Source organism: Lamprocystis purpurea DSM 4197, from assembly GCF_000379525.1.
GTDB lineage: Bacteria > Pseudomonadota > Gammaproteobacteria > Chromatiales > Chromatiaceae > Thiodictyon > Thiodictyon purpureum.
In genome coordinates this window covers 95,882-110,881 of the sequence record NZ_KB902364.1, presented here as the reverse complement: position 1 = coordinate 110,881, position 15,000 = coordinate 95,882, and the positions used below count along the sequence as shown (strand labels likewise).

The 15,000-nt window shown below is 62.4% G+C and carries 14 protein-coding genes; 8 read left to right on the top strand and 6 right to left on the bottom strand.

The features are described 5' to 3' along the window. Positions 1-102 precede the first annotated feature (102 nt). The 3 genes from murU to trxA all read right to left on the bottom strand — a co-directional run bounded on the left by murU (position 103) and on the right by trxA (position 2,607). Positions 103-789 carry an N-acetylmuramate alpha-1-phosphate uridylyltransferase MurU gene (murU, locus tag A39O_RS0102825; protein ID WP_020503207.1) on the bottom strand — a complete coding sequence of 229 codons (687 nt, stop codon included), beginning with the start codon at positions 787-789 and terminating at the stop codon, positions 103-105. After that, the gene (gene rho / locus A39O_RS0102820; protein ID WP_020503206.1) at positions 789-2,045 is read right to left on the bottom strand and encodes a transcription termination factor Rho; all 1,257 of its coding nucleotides are present in this window, start codon (positions 2,043-2,045) and stop codon (positions 789-791) included. The genes murU and rho overlap by 1 nt, the downstream gene beginning before the upstream one ends. 235 nt (positions 2,046-2,280) lie before the next feature. Further along, positions 2,281-2,607 carry a thioredoxin TrxA gene (trxA, locus tag A39O_RS0102815; RefSeq protein ID WP_020503205.1) on the bottom strand — a complete coding sequence of 109 codons (327 nt, stop codon included), beginning with the start codon at positions 2,605-2,607 and terminating at the stop codon, positions 2,281-2,283. A 273-nt stretch (positions 2,608-2,880) separates the two neighbouring features. Here trxA and A39O_RS31695 point away from each other — a divergent pair, with 273 nt between their 5' ends. Continuing rightward, a complete protein-coding gene (locus tag A39O_RS31695; RefSeq protein ID WP_020503203.1) occupies positions 2,881-4,692 on the top strand; it encodes a DEAD/DEAH box helicase in 1,812 nt (603 codons plus the stop codon). 143 nt (positions 4,693-4,835) lie between these two features. On the opposite strand, the gene yrfG is transcribed toward A39O_RS31695, so the two are convergent. Continuing rightward, entirely contained in the window at positions 4,836-5,540 is a 705-nt protein-coding gene (gene yrfG, locus A39O_RS0102800; protein ID WP_020503202.1) for a GMP/IMP nucleotidase, read from the bottom strand. 62 nt (positions 5,541-5,602) lie between these two features. Here yrfG and nudE point away from each other — a divergent pair, with 62 nt between their 5' ends. The 7 genes from nudE to A39O_RS31690 all read left to right on the top strand — a co-directional run bounded on the left by nudE (position 5,603) and on the right by A39O_RS31690 (position 12,741). After that, the gene (gene nudE, locus A39O_RS0102795) at positions 5,603-6,214 is read left to right on the top strand and encodes an ADP compounds hydrolase NudE (RefSeq protein WP_040526952.1); all 612 of its coding nucleotides are present in this window, start codon (positions 5,603-5,605) and stop codon (positions 6,212-6,214) included. A gap of 57 nt (positions 6,215-6,271) precedes the next feature. Continuing rightward, entirely contained in the window at positions 6,272-7,315 is a 1,044-nt protein-coding gene (locus A39O_RS0102790) for a thioredoxin family protein (protein WP_020503200.1), read from the top strand. Positions 7,316-7,394: 79 nt separating this feature from the next. Next, complete coding sequence (locus tag A39O_RS0102785) at positions 7,395-9,203, top strand: autotransporter assembly complex protein TamA (protein ID WP_245561746.1); 1,809 nt, start codon at positions 7,395-7,397, stop codon at positions 9,201-9,203. A gap of 10 nt (positions 9,204-9,213) precedes the next feature. Further along, positions 9,214-10,167: an NADPH-dependent FMN reductase family protein gene (locus tag A39O_RS0102780; protein ID WP_040526920.1), complete on the top strand. Its 954-nt coding sequence runs from the start codon at positions 9,214-9,216 to the stop codon at positions 10,165-10,167. Beyond that, a complete protein-coding gene (locus tag A39O_RS0102775; protein WP_020503197.1) occupies positions 10,164-11,306 on the top strand; it encodes a beta-ketoacyl-ACP synthase III in 1,143 nt (380 codons plus the stop codon). The genes A39O_RS0102780 and A39O_RS0102775 overlap by 4 nt, the downstream gene beginning before the upstream one ends. Positions 11,307-11,315: 9 nt before the next feature. After that, positions 11,316-11,711: a hypothetical protein gene (locus A39O_RS0102770; RefSeq protein WP_020503196.1), complete on the top strand. Its 396-nt coding sequence runs from the start codon at positions 11,316-11,318 to the stop codon at positions 11,709-11,711. After that, positions 11,704-12,741: a BtrH N-terminal domain-containing protein gene (locus A39O_RS31690; protein ID WP_085954677.1), complete on the top strand. Its 1,038-nt coding sequence runs from the start codon at positions 11,704-11,706 to the stop codon at positions 12,739-12,741. The genes A39O_RS0102770 and A39O_RS31690 overlap by 8 nt, the downstream gene beginning before the upstream one ends. On the opposite strand, the gene A39O_RS0102760 is transcribed toward A39O_RS31690, so the two are convergent. Both A39O_RS0102760 and A39O_RS31685 read right to left on the bottom strand, forming a co-directional pair. Further along, complete coding sequence (locus A39O_RS0102760) at positions 12,679-13,848, bottom strand: ABC transporter permease (RefSeq protein WP_020503194.1); 1,170 nt, start codon at positions 13,846-13,848, stop codon at positions 12,679-12,681. The genes A39O_RS31690 and A39O_RS0102760 overlap by 63 nt on opposite strands. Positions 13,849-13,919: 71 nt before the next feature. Further along, complete coding sequence (locus A39O_RS31685; RefSeq protein ID WP_020503193.1) at positions 13,920-14,645, bottom strand: ABC transporter ATP-binding protein; 726 nt, start codon at positions 14,643-14,645, stop codon at positions 13,920-13,922. Between the last annotated feature and the right edge of the window lie 355 nt (positions 14,646-15,000).

Below are 15,000 nucleotides of genomic sequence, written 5' to 3'. Positions count from 1 at the left end.
TTTCCTGGGCATCAGTTCCTCATCTTCTATCGCCTTCGGACGTGATGACCGGACGTAGGGGCGGGTTTCAAACCCGCCCCTACACGAAAGTCTGTCTGGAGATCAGGTGCGAACGCTATACCGCCGACTCCCCAGCCACAGATCCAACTCCGCCAGACGCTCGGGGGTGCCGATATCGACCCAGTGTCCGCGGTGCTGGTGACCGCTCACCCGGTCCGCGGTCATGGCGTCGCGCAGCAATGGCGCCAGGGGAAAGGCGCCGGGCGTGCAGTCGGCGAACAGTGCCGGGTGATAGAGACCGATGCCGCTGAAGGTGAGGCGCGGCTCGCCCGTCGCGCGGACACGGCCGGCGGCGAGGTGGAAATCACCCTTGGTGTGATGGGCCGGATTCTCGACCAGGACCAGATGGGCCAGGTCCTGGGCCGCGAGTGTCAGGTCCGCGAAGGGACAATCGGTCCAGACATCGCCGTTGACGACCAGGAAGGGGTCGGGACCCAGCAGGGGCAGGGCTTTGAAGATGCCGCCGCCGGTCTCCAGCGCCTGACCTTCGCCCTCGGCCGAATAGCGGATCGCCACCTGGAAGCGTGCGCCGTCGCCCAGCGCCGCTTCAAGCTGGCTGCCCAGGTGCGCGTGGTTGATGACGAGGTCCCGGACCCCGGCCGCGGCCAGCCGCTCGATGTGATATTCAATCAGCGACTTGCCGCCGGCCTTCAGCAGCGGTTTGGGACAGTGGTCGGTCAGCGGGCGCATGCGGTTGCCGCGCCCGGCCGCCAGGATCATGGCCTTCATCAGCCCCGCATCGAGTCGAAAAACTCGCCGTTGGTCTTGGTGGCCTTGAGCTTGTCGTGCAGGAATTCCATGGCGGCCAACTCGTCCATCGGGTGCAGGATCTTGCGCAGGATCCACATTTTTTGCAGATCGGCCGGGCTCATCAGCAGTTCCTCGCGGCGGGTGCCGGAGCGGTTGATGTTGATCGACGGGAAGATGCGCCGCTCGGCGATGCGCCGGTCCATGTGGATTTCCATGTTGCCGGTGCCTTTGAACTCCTCGTAGATGACATCGTCCATGCGCGAGCCGGTGTCGACCAGGGCGGTGGCGAGGATGGTCAGGCTGCCGCCTTCCTCGACATTGCGCGCGGCGCCGAAGAAGCGCTTGGGGCGCTGGAGCGCGTTGGCGTCCACGCCGCCGGTCAGCACCTTGCCGGAGGAGGGCACCACGGTGTTGTAGGCGCGGGCGAGCCGGGTAATGGAGTCGAGCAGGATGACGACGTCGCGCTTGTGTTCCACCAGGCGCTTGGCTTTCTCGATCACCATTTCGGCGACCTGCACATGGCGGGTGGCGGGCTCGTCGAAGGTGGATGAGATGACCTCGCCGCGCACCGAGCGGGCCATCTCGGTGACCTCTTCCGGGCGTTCGTCGATCAGCAGCACGATCAGATAGCAGTCCGGGTGGTTGTGGCCGATGGACTGGGCGATGTTTTGCAGCATCATGGTCTTACCGGCCTTGGGCGGGGAGACGATGAGACCGCGCTGGCCCTTGCCGATGGGAGCCACCAGATCGATGGTGCGGGCGGTGATGTCCTCCGTGCTGCCGTTGCCGATCTCCAGCCCGAGCCGCTTCTGGGCGAACAGCGGGGTGAAGTTCTCGAACAGGATCTTCGATTTGGCGTTCTCGGGCCGGTCGAAGTTGATGTCGTTGACCTTGAGCAGCGCAAAATAGCGCTCGCCGTCCTTGGGTGGTCGAATCTTGCCGGAGATGGTGTCGCCGGTGCGCAGGGCAAAACGGCGAATCTGGCTGGGGGAGACATAGATGTCGTCCGGGCCGGCCAGGTAGGAGGCGTCCGCGGAGCGCAGAAAGCCGAAGCCGTCGGTCAGTATCTCCAGGACGCCGTCGCCGTAAATATCCTCGCCGCGTTTGGCCTGGGCCTTGAGGATGGCGAAAATCAGGTCCTGTTTGCGGGAGCGGCCGACGCCTTCGATCTCCATGGACTGCGCCAGCTCGACCAACTCGGGCACCGGCGACTTCTTCAATTCGGTTAAGTTCATGAACGCTCTTCGTCAGGCAGGGTCAGGAGGAGGTGCGCGGTGCCACGCGATGGGTCGGCGTCAAGGAAAGACGGCGTGAGGCAACCGCGTACCGGGGAGAGGGCGTCCGAACGAACGCCGCGTGGAATTTCTCGATGATCGGTCGCATCCGTACGCGCCGCGACGCGAACCTCAGGAACCGGCGACGACGGGGACCACGGCATGCATTTTGTGTTCCGTGGCCCCTGTCTGGTCTCTAGAGATTGCTATCGATAAAGGCTGTGAGTTGCGACTTGGAGACCGCGCCGATCTTGGTCGCCTCCACCTCGCCTTTGCGAAACAGCATCAAGGTCGGGATGCCGCGGATGCCGTAGCGGGGCGGAGTTGCCTGATTCTCATCGATATTGAGCTTGGCGACCTTGAGTCGGCCGGCGTAGTCCTTGGCAATCTCGTCGAGTACCGGGGCTATCATTTTACAGGGCCCACACCAGTCGGCCCAGTAATCCACCAGGACGGGTTGGGGAGATTTCAGTACCTCGTCCTCAAAAGAGTCATCGGTCACATGGACGATGCTGTCGCTCACTGAAGTTCGCTCCGGTTGGTTGTTCGCGTGGCTGCTGGGGGACCAAGCCGCGAGGTCCGCGGGCGGCGCATCGTGCGCGTCCGGTCGGATGGCTTGCTCGGCTGCTTTCGGTGGTTTACCGGGTCAGGTCGTGGTCGTGTCGGAGCAGGCCGAGGGCGGGTGAATTGGCGCAGGGATTGGCCCAAGGGTTAAGATGCTATTTGATCCAAAGCGAAAAGAATTTGCAAGCCTTGCCGCCGGTGAGGTCCGCACACCGAAGCCCTTAGGATTTCAATGACTGAGACACACCTGACGACGAAGCGCTTCGACAGCTTCGATCTTGACCTGAGCATTTTGCAGGGTCTCGCCGACGCCGGTTTCTCCTACTGTACGCCGATCCAGGCCGCGACGCTGCCGATTGCGTTGGCAGGTCAGGACGTTGCCGGCCAGGCGCAGACCGGTACCGGCAAGACCGCCGCCTTTCTGCTGGTGATTCTGGAGCGGCTCCTGGCCTCCCAGCCGACGCCGTCCGCGGAGCAATCCCAGCCGCGTGCGCTGATCGTGGCCCCGACCCGTGAGCTGGCGGTCCAGATCCACAATGACACCTTGCTGCTCGCCCGCCACACCGGTTTCCGCGTCGGTCTGGTGTTCGGCGGCACCGGTTACCAGCAGCAGCGCGACGATCTGGCCGCCGGCGTCGATATCCTGATCGGTACCCCCGGCCGCCTGATCGACTACTACAAGCAGCACGTTTACAGCCTCAACCGCGTCGAGGTCGTGGTGCTGGATGAAGCCGACCGCATGTTCGATCTTGGCTTCATCAAGGATATCCGCTTTCTTTTCAGGCATATGCCGCACCCGGAGGAGCGTTTGGGGATGCTTTTCTCCGCGACCCTGTCCTACCGGGTCCTGGAGCTGGCCTATGAGCACATGAACCAGCCGCAACTGGTCAAGATCGAGTCGGAGCACGTCACCGCCGACCGGGTGCGCCAAGTCTGCTATATGACGGCGAATTCCGAGAAGATTCCACTGCTGATCGGTTTGGTGCTGGGTTGGGAAGACCCGCGCGTCATGGTGTTCGTGAACACCAAGCGGGAAGCCGACCGGGTCTGGGGGTTTCTGCAGGGCAACGGCATCAATACCGCCGTGCTCTCGGGCGACGTGCCGCAGAAGAAGCGCCTGAAACTCCTGAAACAGTTCACCGACGGCGAGTTGCCGGTCCTGGTGGGGACTGACGTGGCGGCCCGTGGACTGCACATTCCGGATGTGACCCACGTGGTCAACTACGACCTGCCCGAGGACGCGGAGGACTATGTGCACCGTATCGGCCGCACCGCCCGGGCCGGCGCGGCCGGGGACGCGGTCAGCTTCGTGTGCGAGACCTACGCCTTCTGTCTGCCGGACATCGAGCGGTTCGTCAGCGCCAAGATCCCGGTGGCGCCGGTGGACGCGGCCCTGCTGCCGGAGATCGATCCCCGGAGCCGGTTGCGTCCGGAACGCGAGGATCGCGAGTATCGCAGCGACGGGCGCGACGGGCGCGGTCCCCGCGACGGCGGCCGGTCCGGGCCGCGCTCCGGTCCCCGCGACGGGCGCAGCGCCGGCGGCGACCGCCGTCGTGACGGACCGGGTGGCACCGAGCGCCCCCGGCGTCCGCCGCAAGCCGCTGAGTCGACGCCGGTTCAGGTTCAGACTCAGGCCCCAGCGGCGGAACAGCCGGTGGTCGGCCCGATCTTTATTGCTGATCAGGTGTTGGCTGCCATGCCGGATCTAAGCGCTGATCTGGGCCCGGATTCGGTTCCGGATCTGAATCCGGATCAGCTCCCGGTCCGCACCCAGCGCCGTCGGCGGCGGATGCCCGAGCAGGCCGCGCTGACCTCGCCCCCGCCGCCCGGAACCGCGGCGACAGCGATCCCGCTGATCCCGGCGGTGTCGGCCGAATCCATCCCCGTGCCGTCCGAGACACCCGCCGCGCCGGTCGAGGCGGGCGGCGAGCCGGTGAAAAAGCGGCGTCGCCGGCGTCGTCGCAAGCCTGCCGGGGCGCCGGGCGAGACCCAGCCGATCGATCAGGCGCTACGAGAATCGCTCAACGAGACCTCGGAGTCATGATGGTGGATGCGCTGCGCTTATCCACCCTACAAAACCGGCGCTGCTGTAGGGTGGATAAGGCGCGCCGCACAATGTTAGGGACTCGGCACGTCGGTCGTGCGCGCCGCATCCACCATGCGCCAATCATGAGTCGCACGAGGCCCTTACATTCGGCGTTGCTGGAGCCCCGGCAGCAGGTCCGCGAAGTTGCTGATCGCCGCGAACTCGTCGGTCGTGCGCCGCGACTCGTGTGAGTCCGGTTCCAGTACGGCGATGAGGTGGACCAGGCCATAGGACCGCGCGGCACGCAGGACGCTCAGGCTGTCATCGACGAACAGAGTGCGGGCCGGATCGAAGGGCAGGACCTGTTGTACCAGGGTCCAGAAAGCCGGATCCTCCTTGGGCAAACCCAGGTCATGGGCGCTGATGATCCGTTCGAAATGATGGGCCAGGCGCGTGCGGTCCATCTTGATAGCCAGTGATTTCTGGTGGGCATTGGTTACCAGGACACGGCGCTTGCCGCGGTCGGCCAGTGCCTCCAGGAAGTCCGCGACATGGGGGTGGACGGCGATCAGGTGGTCAACCTCCGTCTTGAGCAGCGCGATATCGAGTCCGAGTTCCTGGCTCCAGTGGTCGATACAGTACCAGTTGAGCGTCCCTTCGCGGTCGCGGTAGCGTCCGCGCAGTTCGGCCTTGGCCGCGTCCAGGGTCAGCCCGCGCGCCTCGGCGTAGCGCCGGGGGACATGTTCCCGCCAGAAGTGGTTATCGAAATGCAGGTCCAGCAAGGTGCCGTCCATGTCCAGAAAACAGTTGTCGATACAGTCCCAATCGATCATGGTGATGGCCTTGTCCCCGGTCGTCATGCGCATTGATGTTCAGGCCCGCGCGGCGCGCTGCCCCGCGGCCGGGCGAGCTTAACGGAGCCACCCGCGTGTCTGCAAAGCCTAAGATTCTGGCCCGGCGACTGGTCGCCGAGAGCCGCCTGTTCCGCGTCGAAGAAGTGGATCTGGAGTTCGCCAACGGCAGCCGGCGGACCTACGAGCGCATCCCCGGCGGGTCCGATTCGGTGCTGATCGTGCCGCTGTTGGATGCCCATACCCTGCTCTTGATCCGCGAGTATGGGGCCGGGAGTGACCGCTATGAACTGGGGCTGCCCAAAGGCATCGTCGAGCCCGGCGAGGACCCGCTGGCCGCTGCCAATCGCGAATGTCAGGAGGAGGCCGGCTATGCCGCGCGCGACTTGCAGGTGCTCGGCCGGGTCTCGCTGGTGCCGGGGTATATCGGGCACCGCAGCCTGATCGTGCTCGCCCGCGGTCTTTATCCGAGCCGTCTGCCGGGGGACGAGCCGGAGTTGATCGAGGTCATTCCCTGGCGTCTCGATCATCTCGATGCGCTGCTGGCCCGCGAGGATTTCGACGAGTCCCGCTCGATCGCCGCGCTCTATCTGACCGAGCGTTTCCTCGCCCGCGAGTCGGCCGGGGCCGGTGGGACACCGGGTCTGCCCCCGGATCGCCACCGCCCACTACTTCCCGCGTCGCCCTGACCGGGAACTCGCGCCATATCCCTTCAGCCCAAGTAGCGAATTGATCGGAGGTCCCGGATGCCATGTTCGCTCTCACCGGCCGCGGTTCTGGTCTGCGTGGCCCTGCTTGTGGGGGGCGTCGCGGCGGCAGGCGCTGCGTTGGACGCCGTGGACGTCGAGGATGTCTACGGTTTCGATGACACCCCGCGTGCCGAGCCGCTGGATCACCCGGCCTGGTTCAAGGCGAGCTTTCTCGACCTCGATGCGGACCTGAAGGAGGCCGTGGCGGCCGGTAAGCAGGGTCTCATGGTTTATTTCGGCCAGCCCCGCTGCGCCTATTGCCACAAGCTGATGACGGTGAATTTCGGGTCTCCGGATATCGTCGAGTACACCCGCAAGCACTTCGATGTGGTCGCCATCGATGTGTGGGGCATCGACGAGGTGACCGATATCGGCGGGGAGCGGCTGACTGAACGCGCCCTGGCCGAGCGCGAGCAGACCAACTTCACCCCTGCCATCCTTTTCTACGATGCCGCGGGTAAGGTGGCCCTGCGTCTGCGCGGCTATTACCCGCCCTACCAGTTTCGTGCCGCCCTGGAGTATGTGGCGGACGGCCATCATCAGCGCGAGTCCTTCCGCGACTATCTGGCCCGCGGTGATAATCGCATGGTGTTCGATGAGGGTGATCTCAATGACGAGTCGTTCTTCGCGCCGCCCCCCTACAACCTGGACCGCCGTTACCCGAGCGAGCGTCCGCTCGCGGTCTTTTTCGAGCAGGGCGATTGCCATGGCTGCGATGTCCTGCACGGCCAATCCATGCGGGAGGAGGCGATCAGGGGCCAGTTCGCCGATCTCGACAGCGTGCAGCTCGATCTGCGCTCGACGACTCCGGTGGTGACGCCCGCGGGCAAGCCGATGACGGCGCGGGACTGGGCGGCTGAACTCGGACTCTTCTACGCGCCGTCGATTCTGTTCTTCGACGAGCGCGGTCGGGAGGTCTTGCGGGTCGACTCGGTGGTGGGTTTCTACCGCCTGCGTCATCTCATGACTTACATCAACAGCAAGGCATATCGCACCGCGAGCTTTCAGCAGTGGCGGCAGGGCCGGGAGTTGTTACCATAGGGGGACTGTCTCATCCGGAGCGCAGTCCGTGGCGGATTTGAAACCGGCTCGCTGCCGATCCTTGAGTTGTCGGGATGTTTTGCCGTCTCCATTCGGCTCGACCGTCGTGCAGCCGGGCCGGTGTCGGCTGTTCTGCGCGCTGCTGTTGCTGTGCTCGCTGTTGGCGGTCGGCGAGGCCGCGGCACTCAAGCTGGACGTCCGGGTCCAGGGCTTGGCGGGGGAGCAGCAGTCCAATGTGCTCGCTCAACTCGCCATCTACCAGGAGCGCAAGGACGCGGCGCTGACCGAACCGCGAATGCAGGCCCTGCACCGCCTGGCCCCGGATCAGCTCCGTGCGGCCCTGACCCCCTTTGGACTTTATCGCGTCCAGATCCAGGACAGTCTGACGCCGCCGGCCGACCCCGCCGGCGCCTGGATCGCCGATTACCGGGTGGACCCCGGCGCCCCGGTGAAGATCACCACGGTGAATTACCAGGTGACCGGCCCCGGGGCGGACAATCCGGCTTTTCCCAAGACCTTCCCGATGAAGGTCGGCGACGTGCTGCTGCACAGTCAGTACGAGCAGGCGAAGGCTGACCTGCGTCAGGCCGCGTCCTCTCAGGGTTACCTTGACTACGCGTTGCTGCGCCATCAGGTCCTGGTCGATCCAGTCACCAACGGGGCCGTCGTCGATCTGGCGCTGGAGACCGGGCCGCGTTATGTCTTCGGTCCGGTGACCTTCACCCAGGATTTGCTGGCCGACGATCTGCTGCGCCGTTATGTGCGTTTCAAACCTGGGGATGTCTACAACCCCGACCGGTTGGTGAGCCTGCAATCGCGTCTGCTGGGGACTGAATATTTCGGCAAGGTGGAGATCGTGCCGCACAAGGACCCGACGGGAGAGAGTCTGGTGGTGCCGATCGAGGTGATCGCGGAGCGCAATCAGGCGAACAAGTTTCGAGTGGGCGCGGGTTTTGCCACCGATATCGGTCCGCGGATCAGCATGGACTGGCGCCGCCGTTATCTGAATCAGTGGGGGCACAATTTCCGTACCTTGCTGAGCCTGTCCCCGGCCCTGTCGCAGTTCAACTTCGACTACCGGATACCGATCGCCAACCCGCGGCGTGATTATCTGCGGATCAACCCGAATTTCACCTATTACGATACCACGACCCGCGCCGGCTGGATCGGCCTGGTCCATTTCGGTCAGTCGATCGTCACTCCGGGCGGCTGGCGGCGTGATCTTGGGATCGATTACCGCTACGAAGACTTCACGATCAACGACGTGGAGACGGACGAGGTCAATGAGCTGGTCCCCAATGTCTCCTGGGCCAAGACGGTCGCCGACGATCCGCTTTACACCAGCAAGGGTTACCGTCTCAAATACACCATTCTCGGTTCGGTCGGGGGACTCATTTCACCAACCTCCTACTTGAGCGGCGTGGTCGACTTCAAGGGGATCAGGCGCCTGTCGAGCAACTACCGTCTCATCGTGCGCGGTGATCTGGGCGCCACTTGGGCCGGCAGCCTGGATGACCTGCCGGCCAGTCGGCGCTTTTATGCCGGCGGCGATCAGTCGATCCGCGGCTGGGGCTACGACGCGCTGGGCCCGAACGATCCGATCACCGACGAGACGATCGGCGGCCGCTTCCTGGCCGTGGGCAGCCTGGAGTTGGAGCGGCAGATCAAGGGCAACTGGAGTGCCGCCGTGTTCACCGACTTCGGTAATGCCTTCGATCCGGACTATGCGCTGGAATACGAGCAGAGTGTCGGCCTGCAGGTCGCGTGGCGTTCGCCCATCGGTCAGGTGCGGCTGGCCGTGGCCTTTGCACTGACTAAAGATCAGGGGCCAAGCAACTGGGGTTTGCCGCCGGCGCGACTGCACTTCATCATCGGGCCGGATTTGTGAGGCTATTGGCATGGTTCAGAAACGCGTCTTGTTGTTGCGTTATTCGCAAACGGGTCAAACACGCGAAGTCTCTGATCGCATCATTGCGCCCCTGCGGCAAGCTGGAATACACGTGGATTGTGTTGAAATCCAGCCTCGGCAGACCTATCCTTTTCCATGGCCGTTTTTGCGGTTTCTGGAGATTTTTCCGGAAGCTATTCAAGGTATTGGGCCGACGCTTGATACAGTCGAACTGCCCGGCGCCGACGACTATGCCCTGGTGATTCTGGCTTATCCCGTGTGGTACCTCTCCCCGGCCCTCCCGATTGCGAGTTTCCTGAATAGCCCCCAAGCGCAAGCCTTGCTGATCGGCAAGCCGGTCATCACGGTCGTCACCGCACGCAACATGTGGGTCACGGCGCAACAATCAGTCGCACAAAAACTCAGCACCCTGGGCGCGCGTTTGCTGGACCATATTGCGTTGGTTGACCCCGCGCCCGCACTGATCACATTTATCACCACACTGCGCTGGATCGTATCGGGCAAACGGCAGCAGCAGCCGTTGGGTTTGCCCGATGCGGGCTTGGCCGCGGAGCAAATTGCCCAGTGTCGGCGCTTCGGTCTGGCCTTGGTGCAAGCATTGGCCATGGACCAGGAGCAGAAAGGCGCGGCCTTGCTGCGCGGCTTGGAAGCGTGCCGGGTTGATCCCGCCATGGCGGTGAGCGAGAAGATCGGTTTTCGAAGCTTTTACTTCTGGTCATTGCTGCTGTGTAGGATCGGACCTCAAGGTAGCGTCGCAAGGCGCCTGGGTGTATTGATGTATCTGTGTATTCTGATTACCCTGATCTGCACCGTGGTGCCCATCACCATGTTGTTGCGAAAACTGGTTTTTGCCTTGAGCCCCAAGCGCGCCAAGGCCATGCAGGCCGCTCTGGAGTTACCTTCAGGCAATGGTTCGGAGCGCATGACCGAGTTTGCACGATGAACCAGGTGTACATCACGGCCAGTTCCGCATTCCTACCCAATGCGCCGGTTGACAATAGTCACATCGAGTCGGTGTTGGGGCAAGTGGGCCCCCGCCCCTCGCGCGCCAAACGCATTGTTCTCAAGAGTAATGGCATTGAGTCGCGCCACTACGCGATCGACAGCATTGCCGGAGTTCCGACTCACAGCAATGCCAAGATGACCGCCGCGGCCGTCACGGCCCTGTTTGATCATGGTGCGGTGCAAACCGCGGCCTTGATCTGCGGCACTTCCACGCCCGACCAGACCATGCCCAACCATGCCGTGATGGTGCACGGCGAACTGGGCGTACCAATTCGCGAAGTGCTGGCGACCAGCGGGATTTGTCTGTCGGGGTTGACCGCCCTGAAATACGCCTATTTGGGAGTGAAGGCCGGTGAATATGCCACTGCGGTAGCCACGGGTTCCGACTTGCCGTCGCCGCTTTTGCGCGCCGAGTCTTTCGCATCCGAATCCGAGGTCCGGTTGCTGGAATTGGAGAAACATCGGGAGCTGGCTTTCGAGAAAGATTTCCTGCGCTGGATGCTCTCTGACGGCGCCGGGGCTTTACTATTAGAGCCGCGGCCGCGGCCACAGCGCCTGGCGCTGCGCATCGATTGGATCGATTTGTTCTCCGCCGCCGATGTGCTGCCGACCTGCATGTATGCGGGCGCGCAAGAACACCAAGGACAGATCGTGGGCTGGATGCAGCTCGACGCCAGGGCGCGCATGGCGAATTCTGTGATGGCGATCAAACAGAATGTGCGTCTGCTCAATGAAAATGTGGTTCGCGCCTGTTTTGAGAGCCCGTTGCGGGATCTGATCACACGCCGAAACTTGGTCCAAGGCCCGATCGATTGGTTCCTGCCGCACATGTCTTCCATGTATTTCGCGCCGGCATTGGCCGCGGTCGTCAAGGTATTGGCGCTGCCGATTGCCGAGGCGGCCTGGTTCACTAATTTGTGCCGCTACGGCAACACCGGCGCGGCGTCCATCTACATCATGCTCGACGAGTTGCTGCGCAGCGGACGCCTGAGACCGGAGCAAACCATCCTGTGCATGGTGCCCGAGAGTGGGCGGTTTAGCAGCGGCTTCATGCATTTGACGGTCCGCCAAGGCTAGGTAATCATCATGCGCACGACCGAATTGGAAACCCTCGACAGTACGCTGCTCTCCGGGCAGCGGCGGGTAGTGTATGCGCTCAACGAGGCCGGGCAGTACCAGGCGGTGCACTCCGCCGGGTGGGAGCCCGAAGAGCAAGCCGGTCTGGACGAGGTGGCCTGGTTCCATCACCTGCAAACCGAGTGCAAAGCCCGCATCCAGCAAGGCCTGGACTCGCCCTTGCGCTATCATATGTACCGGTTACGGCTCGATGAGTCCTTGTTGGCCGAGGCGGTGGGGCTCTGGTCCTGGCGTGTCAAGCGGCATTTGCAGCCCAAGGGATTCGCGAAATTGAGCCCTGCCTTGCGCGCCCGCTATGCCCAAGTGCTGGGCATGCAGGCGCAGGATCTGGATAGTTATGATTGATTTCAAGCATCGCCAAGGCTCGCACTGCGAAAGCTCAGCCGCCGCCAGCCTATTGGCTCATCATGGCTGGCCCTTGTCCGAGGCCATGTGCTTTGGCTTGGCCGCGGGCTTGAGCTTTTCTTACCTGCCGTTTGTAAAGATCTATGGCATGCCCCTAGTGGCTTACCGGGCTTTACCCGGGCGTATCATCGCGCGCTTGCAGCGGCGCTTGCGACTGCCTTTGCAGATGCAGCAATTCACCAGCAGTGTGGCCGGTCAAGTCAGGCTCGATGCGCTCCTGGCGCAAGGCCAGCCCGTCGGTTTGCAGGCTTGTATCTATTGGCTGCCCTATATTCCGGAGAATCTGCGCTTTCACTTTAATGCCCATAACCTGATCGTTTATGAGCAACACGGCGACAGTTATACCGTAAGTGATTCGGTATTCGAAGAGACGCACAGCATCGCGCGCGATGATTTACAGCGTGCTCGCTTTGTGCGCGGAAAATTGGCGCCGAAAGGGCGTTTGTTTTACCTCTCACGAGACGTGGCCGCCCAGGATGTATGCGATCAGATTGGCCCCGCGATCAAGCAAGTGGCCAAAGAGATGCTGCAGCCGGTCTTGCCTTGGATCGGTGTCAAAGGTATTCGTTTCTTGGGGAAAAAGCTCCGGGAACTTGATGAGAAGAACTCGCCGCGCGATACTGCCCGCTTGTTGCTGCACATTGTGCGCATGCAAGAAGTGATCGGAACCGGGGGGGCGGGATTTCGATTTTTGTACGCGGCGTTCTTGCAGGAATCGGCGCAGTGCCTGCAGAGTGAGCTACTGGCACAAAAAGCCATCGAGTTAACGGAGATCGGCGATGATTGGCGCCAGTTTGCCTCGGAGTTGGCGCGTATGGCCAAGGGTCGGGCGCCTTTGTCGCCGCGGACCCTGCAAGAGACAGCCAATCATTTGGCGGCCCAAGAGACGCGGTTTTTTCGGGCGCTGTTAGCGCTGACGGCGCAGTTGCCAGGCGGCCAACAACAACATGCCGATGCCAAAGACAGATAGTCGCGCGGCATCGCCCAGCCAATGCGACCATTCTTGTTCGCCCAAGAAAATGCGGGCCAATCCTTCATTGGCCCAGCCCAGCGGTGAGAGTGCCGTCATGGTTTGCAGCGACAACGGCATCACGGCCTTAGGGACCATGATGCCGCCGATGGCCGCCAGCATTACATTCAGCGCTCCGCCGATTAAACTGGCTTGCTCAACACTGTGGGCCCAGGCCGACAGGGCCAACGCCAAGCCCAAGGCAGCCAGGCTGGTGGCCGCCGTCATCAGCCCCAGTGCCGGCCAGTCAAAGTGCAACGACAAAGCCTGCATGCCCAACAGTGGCACCAAGAGCACACCAACCAGCAGCATGACCAGCACCTGCAAACCATTCACGCTGCCGAAACACAGCGCTTTGGCCAAGATCACCGAGCTATTGCCAACCCCCATGGTCTGCAAGCGGCTCAAGGTGCCAAGCTGGCGTTCTTGGACAAAGACTGCGGACAGCGGTAAAACGATGAAAAAGATTCCAAAGGCCAACCAGGCCGGCACGACCCGCTGTACCGCGCCAAAGTGCGTGTGGCCCTTGATCTCATAAAGGCTCTTGATCTGAATCTGGGCTTTGATCAGCGTCGGATCGAGCATGCTTGGTGGCAGTAGGGCGCGCGCCATAGGGTCAGCATTGGCGATCAGGAGCTTTGGCAACTGCTGTCCCCAACCTTGTTCGATCCGGCTGCGCAGGGCGTTCACTACGGGTACCGGCGTCATGTCGTCAACCAGGAGGTCGACGCGCAAGGGGGCGATTGCTTCCGCGTCAGTCGATCCGGGGCTGCTCAAGACAATCGCGATGCCGATCCGCTTGGCTTCCAGCGCGGCCAGCAAAGCAGCCTGATCCGTGAAAAGACCTGCGCTCAAGTCAGCCTGTAAGCGTTTGGTCATCTGACGATGACCGGATGCATCCGGCGTGCGGTTGATGATCCCGATGGCGGGCATTTGTGGCACCGCGTCGTAAGACATTGCCTCTTGCATGACCAAACTCATGATCAAGATAAAGAGGGCAGGCATGATGAACAGGGCGGCAAGGCCGTGCCGGTCGTGCAGCAGGCATCGCCAATCTTTGACCAGCAATGACCAAATCTGCCTGGGCCTGAGCCGAACACCCCATGGTGAAGGCGCCGGGCGGATTCCGGCTCCCCCATTCATGCAGGGATCTCATCGCGCCGGACCGCGTCAAGGTACAGTTTGGTTTTTCGGATGTAAAAATCCTCCAAACTCGCGTAATCACGCAAGACGGTGTGCATCGCCACATCCGCAAGCACCTGGCCGTTTTGCAATAGCACCACCTGAGTGCACAGTTGCGAGACTTCTTCCAATTGGTGTGAGGCGAAAACCACCGTCACGCCCTGTGCAGCGAGGGTACCGATTTGCTGCAAGATCGCCTGGCGGGACACCGGGTCGATGCCGACCGTGGGTTCATCGAAAAGCATCAGTTCAGGTTGGTTCAGCAAGCCGATCGCCAGGTTCAAGCGTCGTCGTATTCCGCCGGAACACGCTTGCGCCCGGCGCTTCAAGTGGGCTGGATCGAGATGACAGAAGGCAACCGCTTGCGCGATGCGGGCTTGGCATTCGTGCCGGGGAAGATCCAATATACCAGCAAAACAACTCAAGTTTTCGGCGCAAGTCAAACTCGGGTAAAAGGCATACTCTTGCGGGATCAAGCTCACCCGCATCGGCCGTTGCCGGACCAAGTGCCCCCGGGACGGCTGCAAGTGACCGCAAATCAAACCCATCAAGGTCGATTTCCCCGCCCCGTTCGGCCCCAGCAAACCCTGCACAGCGCCCTTGGGAATGGTGAAGCTCACCGCATCCAAGGCGCAGCCGGGCGCGCCTGGATACCGGTAACTGACGCCGTCAAAGATCAACATGGAATTCCCAGGTCAACGAGAAAAAGGATAAGCGCCTTGAGCACGAACAGCGCCGGCCTGACGGGGTCAACTTTGCACTGGCCGCAGGCGCGGCGGTGGGTCGCGTGGGATTCGGCACGCGGTTGACCTGATGTCGCATGCGCAAGTACGGGAGGATGGTACGCCAATATCGCTGGGCCCGACCAGGGTGCGCAACGAAATTTCGGCTATGATCACGCGTCTCGCCAAGTCCGGGTACGGCATTCGCTCATGGGCCTTGGTAGGTTGGCGGAGTCCTCTTGTTGTCAGACCTTACGATCGACGCTGAAGCCGCGGGAGACCTTGTGTTTGACCTTGGGCCTGAGCGCGCCTGCTC

What these genes read in the sequence shown, in the direction of transcription:
- murU (WP_020503207.1), bottom strand. Translation starts at nt 789, where the DNA reads ATGAAGGCCATGATCCTGGCGGCCGGGCGCGGCAACCGCATGCGCCCG.
- rho (WP_020503206.1), bottom strand. Translation starts at nt 2,045, where the DNA reads ATGAACTTAACCGAATTGAAGAAGTCGCCGGTGCCCGAGTTGGTCGAG.
- A39O_RS31695 (WP_020503203.1), top strand. Translation starts at nt 2,881, where the DNA reads ATGACTGAGACACACCTGACGACGAAGCGCTTCGACAGCTTCGATCTT.
- yrfG (WP_020503202.1), bottom strand. Translation starts at nt 5,540, where the DNA reads ATGCGCATGACGACCGGGGACAAGGCCATCACCATGATCGATTGGGAC.
- A39O_RS0102790 (WP_020503200.1), top strand. Translation starts at nt 6,272, where the DNA reads ATGCCATGTTCGCTCTCACCGGCCGCGGTTCTGGTCTGCGTGGCCCTG.
- A39O_RS0102780 (WP_040526920.1), top strand. Translation starts at nt 9,214, where the DNA reads ATGGTTCAGAAACGCGTCTTGTTGTTGCGTTATTCGCAAACGGGTCAA.
- A39O_RS0102775 (WP_020503197.1), top strand. Translation starts at nt 10,164, where the DNA reads ATGAACCAGGTGTACATCACGGCCAGTTCCGCATTCCTACCCAATGCG.
- A39O_RS0102770 (WP_020503196.1), top strand. Translation starts at nt 11,316, where the DNA reads ATGCGCACGACCGAATTGGAAACCCTCGACAGTACGCTGCTCTCCGGG.
- A39O_RS31690 (WP_085954677.1), top strand. Translation starts at nt 11,704, where the DNA reads ATGATTGATTTCAAGCATCGCCAAGGCTCGCACTGCGAAAGCTCAGCC.
- A39O_RS31685 (WP_020503193.1), bottom strand. Translation starts at nt 14,645, where the DNA reads ATGTTGATCTTTGACGGCGTCAGTTACCGGTATCCAGGCGCGCCCGGC.